Source organism: Ectopseudomonas oleovorans, assembly GCF_029845265.1.
Lineage (GTDB): Bacteria > Pseudomonadota > Gammaproteobacteria > Pseudomonadales > Pseudomonadaceae > Aquipseudomonas > Aquipseudomonas oleovorans.
In genome coordinates this window covers 95,478-101,477 of the sequence record NZ_JAOCLK010000015.1, presented here as the reverse complement: position 1 = coordinate 101,477, position 6,000 = coordinate 95,478, and the positions used below count along the sequence as shown (strand labels likewise).

Annotated in this window: 5 protein-coding genes and 1 pseudogene; 3 read left to right on the top strand and 3 right to left on the bottom strand. The window is 65.1% G+C overall.

Going from position 1 to position 6,000, the window contains the following annotated elements:
- Positions 1 to 1,381 (bottom strand): NorM family multidrug efflux MATE transporter (locus N5J71_RS10390; RefSeq protein WP_279916821.1); only part of this gene is annotated, 1,381 nt, incomplete at its 3' end.
- Positions 1,382 to 1,520: 139 nt separating this feature from the next.
- Here N5J71_RS10390 and N5J71_RS10385 point away from each other — a divergent pair.
- Complete coding sequence (locus tag N5J71_RS10385; protein ID WP_279916820.1) at positions 1,521 to 2,441, top strand: LysR substrate-binding domain-containing protein; 921 nt, start codon at positions 1,521 to 1,523, stop codon at positions 2,439 to 2,441.
- A pseudogene (locus N5J71_RS10380) lies at positions 2,438 to 3,157 on the top strand (methyl-accepting chemotaxis protein); the annotation flags it as partial. The gene N5J71_RS10385 and the pseudogene N5J71_RS10380, both read left to right, overlap by 4 nt.
- A 1-nt stretch (position 3,158) precedes the next feature.
- Here the strand turns inward: N5J71_RS10380 and N5J71_RS10375 are convergent.
- Positions 3,159 to 4,652 carry a YifB family Mg chelatase-like AAA ATPase gene (locus tag N5J71_RS10375; protein ID WP_279916819.1) on the bottom strand — a complete coding sequence of 498 codons (1,494 nt, stop codon included), beginning with the start codon at positions 4,650 to 4,652 and terminating at the stop codon, positions 3,159 to 3,161.
- Between the two features lie 34 nt (positions 4,653 to 4,686).
- Complete coding sequence (locus N5J71_RS10370; RefSeq protein ID WP_230926273.1) at positions 4,687 to 4,947, bottom strand: accessory factor UbiK family protein; 261 nt, start codon at positions 4,945 to 4,947, stop codon at positions 4,687 to 4,689.
- A 409-nt stretch (positions 4,948 to 5,356) separates the two neighbouring features.
- On the opposite strand from N5J71_RS10370, the gene glnK reads away from it, so the two are divergent.
- Entirely contained in the window at positions 5,357 to 5,695 is a 339-nt protein-coding gene (glnK, locus tag N5J71_RS10365) for a P-II family nitrogen regulator (RefSeq protein ID WP_003096476.1), read from the top strand.
- Positions 5,696 to 6,000 lie beyond the last annotated feature (305 nt).

The following is a 6,000-nucleotide window of genomic DNA, read 5'->3' as shown; positions in this document are numbered from 1 at the left end:
ACAGGCAGACCTCGCCCTCTATCCTGTTCGACCGCTGCAGGCGCGCGATCTTCCACTGGAAGCCGAGTACCAGGCCGGTGGCCGTGACCGCCAGCCCAGCCGCCAGCCCCCACCACACACCCTGTGCCCCCCAGCCCAGCGGGAAGGCCAGCAGCCAGGCCAGTGGCGCGCCGGCGCACCAGTAACCGGTCAGGCCGATCAGCAGGGTGGTACGCCCGTCATTGAGTCCGCGAATCGCACCCATGGCGATGCTCTGCAGGCCGTCGAACAGCTCGAACCAGGCGGCGATTGCCAGCAGGCTGACCGCCAGGGTGACGATATCGGCGAAGGCCGGATCGTGGCGGTCGAGGAACAGGCCGATGATCCACTCCGGCAGCAGCCAGAACAGCAGGGCGAACAGCAGCATCAGGGCAGCGCCCATTGCCATGCCCAGGTGCCCGGCCTGGCGCGACAGGTGCAGGCGCTCGGCGCCGTAGTGCAGGCCGACGCGGAAGGTCACGGCATAGGACAGCCCCTGCGGCACGATGAACGCCAGCGCCACCGTCTGCATGGCGATCTGGTGCGCCGCCAGTTGCACGTTGCCCAATGCGCCCATGCACAGGGTGGCGAAGGTGAACAGCCCCTGCTCGGCGGCGTAGGTGCCGCCGATGGGCAGGCCGAGGCGCAGCAGGGCACGCATCTCCGTGCGCTGTGGGCGGCCCAGGCCAAGGCGCAGCCCGTACTGGCGGTAAGGCGCGGCGATCAGGATGTACAGCGCCAGGGCCAGAGCCATGGCCGTGCTGACCAGCGCGGTGGTCATGCCGATGCCGCTCAGACCCAGATCGGGCAGGCCGAACCAGCCCTTGATCAGCGCATAGTTGATGATGAAGTTGGCGAGGGTGCCGACGATGCTGATGGCCATGACCGGCCCCGGATGGCCGATGGCACTGGTAAAGCCGCGCAAGGCCATGAAGCACAGGTAGCCAGGCAGCGCCAGCGACAGTGGATGGAGGAATGCCATGGCCTGACTCGCCGCATCGGGATGCTGACCCAGATAAGGCAGTAATGGCCCCAGGAAATTGAGGCACAGTGCGCTGCCGATGCCCAGCAGCAGTGCCAGCCACAGGCCGCTCTGCAGCAGGCGGGTGACGCCGCCGGGGTCACCCGCACCATGACGAATGGCGACCAGGCTGCCAACGGCGGCGATCACCCCGGTGCAGAAGATCGAGAAGATGAAATAGCAGGTGGCGCCCAGTGCGCCACCGGCCAGTTGCTGCGGGCCGAGCATGGCCATCATCAGCGTGTCGGTGAAGATCATCAGCGCATGGGCCAACTGTGCGGAGATCAGCGGGCCGGCCAGGCGCAGCAATGCCGCCAGCTCATGGCCAAGAGGATTTTTCATGATGAGTAAAACTTCGGCAGGGTAAGCATCCCCAGGCTGTCGGGGGATAGGTAATCGCCGCTATTCTGTGGCTCTTTTCGAGTGCTCACAAAAGGAAAATAGCCATGCATTGCATGATTAAAACTCATGGAAGCAAGGCATGAACCGCCGTCTGCCGCCGCTCTATGCGCTGCGCGCCTTCGAGGCCGCCGCGCGACATGCCTCGTTCACCCGTGCCGCCGAGGAACTGGCCATTACCCAGAGTGCGGTCAGCCGGCATATCCGCACGCTGGAGGAGCACTTCGACTGTCGCCTGTTCGAGCGTTGCGGGCGCAGCCTGCAGTTGAGCGAGCAGGGGCGTGCCCTGTTACCGGGCGTGAGTGACGGCTTCGACAGCCTGGCGCGGGCCTGTTCGGTGCTGCAGGCCGATGACGGCGTGTTGCGCCTGAAGGCGCCGACCACGCTGACCGTGCGCTGGCTATTGGCGCGTTTGTCGCACTATCGCCAGGTGCATGCCGATGCCGAGGTGCAGCTGACCAGTACCTGGATGGATGTGGACAAGGTGGATTTCCGGCAGGAGCCCTTCGATTGTGCGGTGCTGCTGTCTGATGGCCATTTCCCCGATGAATGGGAAAGCACCGAGCTGTTTGCCGAGTGGTTGATCCCGGTGTGCAGCGCCGCCGATGCTGCGGATGCACCTTGGACGCTCGAGCGCCTGCGTGCGGCGCAACAGCTGCACCCGACGCCGGATCGCCGCGACTGGCGGCGCTGGCTGCAGGCCATCGGGCTCAGCGATCAGGTGCCACTGAAAAGCGGACAGATGTTCGACATGCTCGAACTGGGCATCGTCGCAGCGGCGCGTGGTTATGGTGTGTCCATCGGCGACCTGTTGATGGTGGCCGAGGATGTGGCGCTCGGACGGCTCGGGCTGCCCTGGCCAACAGCCGTACTGAGTGGCGAGCGCTATTACCTGGTATGGCCGCGTGCGCATCGGGCGCAGGGACGCCTGCGGCGTTTGCGTGACTACCTGCTGGCAGAGGTCGCCGCGCTGGCGCTGCCCGAGGTTGAGCGCTTGTGCTGAGCGCATTCCGCATTGGCAACACAGGTTCACTGGCGGTGCTCGACGAGCACGGCAAGTGGCTGGTCAAGCCCGCGGGCACGGGCGCTCTGGAGACACTGCCGGCAGCCCTGAGTGAGCGGATTGTCCGTCCCGCTGAGGGCGGCTTCTGGACGGATGCCGGGCAGACTTTCTACAGCGTCGCCATGCCGTTCGCCGGTGGCCCCTGGACGGTGCTGGCAAGCATGCCGCGCGAGGAAATCCAGGCGGTGACCTGGCGTGTCGGTACTCAGTTGGCCATGGGCAGCGCGATTACCCTGTTGCTGGCGGTGATCGAGGTGGTCGCCGACGAGGTGCGCAACCTGGCCGGACGCACCCGTGAGGCAACCAACGAGATCTCGGCGATGATCGGCAGCATCCAGAGTGAAACCGGCAGCGCCATCGCCACCATGGAGCAGGGCCGGCAGCTCATGCAGGACGGTCTGGAGCGCAACGCCAAGGTGGCGTCAGCGCTGGCGCAGATCAGCGAGCAGAGCGATGCCGCCGGTGAGCAGTTCGCCGCCATCACCACCGCCACCAGCGAGCAGAACAGTACCGCGACCGTGCTCAGCGCCAACCTGCAGAGCATTGCCCAGGCCAATGGTGAGCAGCGGCAAGTGGTGGCCAACCTGGCCGACACTGCGCGCGAGCTGGATCATCTGGCTTCGCAACTGCGTCAGGAGGTCGAGCGCTTCCGTTGAGTCACCCTGCTGCGGGGCGATACTGCAGCGCTTCGGCCAGGTGGGCACGGCTGATGTGCTGTTCCTCTGCCAGGTCGGCCAGGGTTCGCGCGACCTTGAGCACGCGATGGGCCGCGCGCAGGGACAGACCCAGGCGTTCGCAAGCGCCCTCCAGCCACTGCCGGTCGGCATCGCCCAGGGCGCAATGCTGGCGCAGACCGGGCAAGTCGAGAAAGGCGTTGGCCACGCCCTGGCGCTGCAGTTGCCGGGCGCGGGCCTGCGCGACCTTGGCGGCGGCCTCAGCGGTGCTTTCGCCATCCTGCGGTGCAGCATTGAGGGCCGTTGTTTCGCGGGCTACCGTCAGGTGCAGATCGATGCGGTCGAGCAGTGGCCCCGACAGCTTGGCGCGGTAGCGCTGAATCTGCTCCGGCGTGCAGCGACAGCGGTTGCTTGGGTCACCCAGGTAGCCACACGGGCAGGGATTCATCGCCGCCACCAACTGAAAACGCGCCGGGAAACGCACCTTGTCGCGTGCCCGGGCAATCACGATATGACCGCTTTCCAGCGGTTCGCGCAGCACTTCCAGCACCTTGCGGTCGAATTCCGGCAACTCGTCGAGAAACAGCACGCCCATATGGGCCAGGGTAATTTCACCCGGTTGCGGGCGGCTGCCGCCGCCGACCAGTGCCGGCCCCGAGGCGCTATGGTGCGGGGTGCGAAAGGGGCGTTGCGGCCAGTGCTGCAGGGGCGCGTGGCTGGCCACCGAATGAATCGCCGCAACCTGCAGCGCCTCGCTTTCGTCCAACGGCGGCAGCAGCCCTGGCAGGCGGCTGGCCAGCAGCGTCTTGCCGGTACCGGGCGGGCCGCTGAGCAGCAGGTTATGCGAGCCGGCAGCCGCCACCAGCAAGGCGTGTTTGGCGGCCAACTGGCCCTGGACTTCGGCCAGATCCGGGTAGGGGCGGCTCTGCCTGAGCAGCCCCTGTGCGAGATAAGCGTCGAGCGGTGCGCTGCCGTTGAGGTGCGCGGCGATCTGCAACAGATGCTCGACGGCGATGACCTTCAGCCCCGAAGCGAGGCTGGCTTCTTCGGCATTGGCGTGCGGCACCATCAGGGTGCGTCCGGCTTCGCGCGCTGCCAAGGCGGCCGGTAATACGCCCTGTACCGGGCGTACCGCGCCGGACAGCGCCAATTCGCCCAGGCATTCGTATTCATCCAGTGACTGCGCCGGCACCTGGCCGCTGGCGGCGAGAATACCCAGGGCGATGGCCAGATCGAAGCGTCCGCCGTCTTTCGGCAGATCGGCAGGTGCCAGATTCAGGGTGATGCGCTTGCTCGGAAATTCGAACGCGGCATTGAGGATCGCACTGCGTACACGATCCTTGCTCTCCTTGACCGCCGTTTCCGGCAGGCCCACCAGGGTCAGGGATGGCAGGCCGTTGGCCAGGTGCGCTTCGACGGTGACGGCCGGGGCTTCGACGCCGACCTGGGCGCGGCTGTGGACGATGGCCAGGGACATGATCGCTCCTTGATCTGCAACTGTCCCGCCGGACTCAATCGGCGGGCGGGTTCAGCTTGTTTTCCAGCTCGACGACCTTGGCCTCCAGTGCCTCGAGGCGGGCACGGGTGCGGGCCAGGACCACCATCTGGCTGTCGAATTCGTCACGGCTGACCAGATCGAGCTTGCTGAAACCGCTCTGTAGCAGGGCTTTGAACTGTGCCTCCAGTTCGGCACGCGGCAGCGGGCTGTCGCCACTGAACAGGCGCGAGGCGTGAGTGCTGAGGGTGTCGAGCAGGGCTTTTGGCGGCAGCATGATCAGGTTCCGTAAACAAACGGTCGGCAGTGTAGCACGCAGCTGTCAGCGGGATGTTCAGGCGTGGTCTGCACGATTTTTGAGCATTGCGTGATATGTCGATGCACCAAATGTGTGCGGCGCGTCCGGTGTGAAGGGCCGGACAATGCCGCCCGAAACAGGTAAAGGCTTGATAGATGGCGCTTTTGCGTGAGCTGGCAAGCTTTCTGCTTAGACCCCTGCGACGCATGCACCGATGCAGTTCCGGTGCGGCAGGCGAAGCGGGGAGTGTTTCGTCGGGAGCGGTTGGTGGGTATCGATCACGCCAGGTTGGAGCGGTCGGTGCATTACAAAAGCCAGACACTGCGCTTAGACTTGGCCCGGGTTCGCAATTCCTGGGGCATGTCCACCTTTCACGGGAGAACGTTTCATGAAACTAGTCACTGCCATCATCAAGCCGTTCAAGCTGGACGACGTGCGCGAGTCACTGTCGGAGATCGGCGTGCAGGGCATTACCGTCACCGAGGTCAAGGGCTTCGGCCGTCAGAAAGGCCATACCGAGCTGTATCGCGGTGCCGAGTATGTGGTCGATTTTCTGCCCAAGGTGAAGATCGACGTGGCCATCGCTGACGATCAGCTCGATCGTGTGATTGAGGCCATCACCAAGGCTGCCAACACCGGCAAGATCGGTGACGGCAAGATTTTCGTAGTCAACCTGGAACAGGCGATCCGTATTCGTACCGGCGAAACCGATACCGACGCGATCTAAGCAAGCCTCCGAACCCCACGCCCCAGGAGTAAACCCATGACTCTGCGATCTTTCGCAGGGCTAGGAGCCCTTTTGCCCTCGAGTTCTGCCCGTGCGCCGTACTCGAAGGCGAATGCCGGAGCTGGCGATGCCCTCGCCGCTCTGCTGTGCCAGATCCTCTTCGGGTCTCGCGCTCGCCTAGTGATGGGAATGCCTGGTCGCCATACGGCGCAGGGGTTCCGGTGATCCAGAACGAGCGTGGCAACGACCTGTAAAGCATGCGGAACGCGTCCGGCGCCAACCTGGACGTTTCAACCGAACAGCGC

Excerpts from the sequence above, each read along its gene's own strand:
- N5J71_RS10385 (WP_279916820.1), top strand. The coding sequence starts at position 1,521 with ATGAACCGCCGTCTGCCGCCGCTCTATGCGCTGCGCGCCTTCGAGGCC.
- N5J71_RS10375 (WP_279916819.1), bottom strand. The coding sequence starts at position 4,652 with ATGTCCCTGGCCATCGTCCACAGCCGCGCCCAGGTCGGCGTCGAAGCC.
- N5J71_RS10370 (WP_230926273.1), bottom strand. The coding sequence starts at position 4,947 with ATGCTGCCGCCAAAAGCCCTGCTCGACACCCTCAGCACTCACGCCTCG.
- glnK (WP_003096476.1), top strand. The coding sequence starts at position 5,357 with ATGAAACTAGTCACTGCCATCATCAAGCCGTTCAAGCTGGACGACGTG.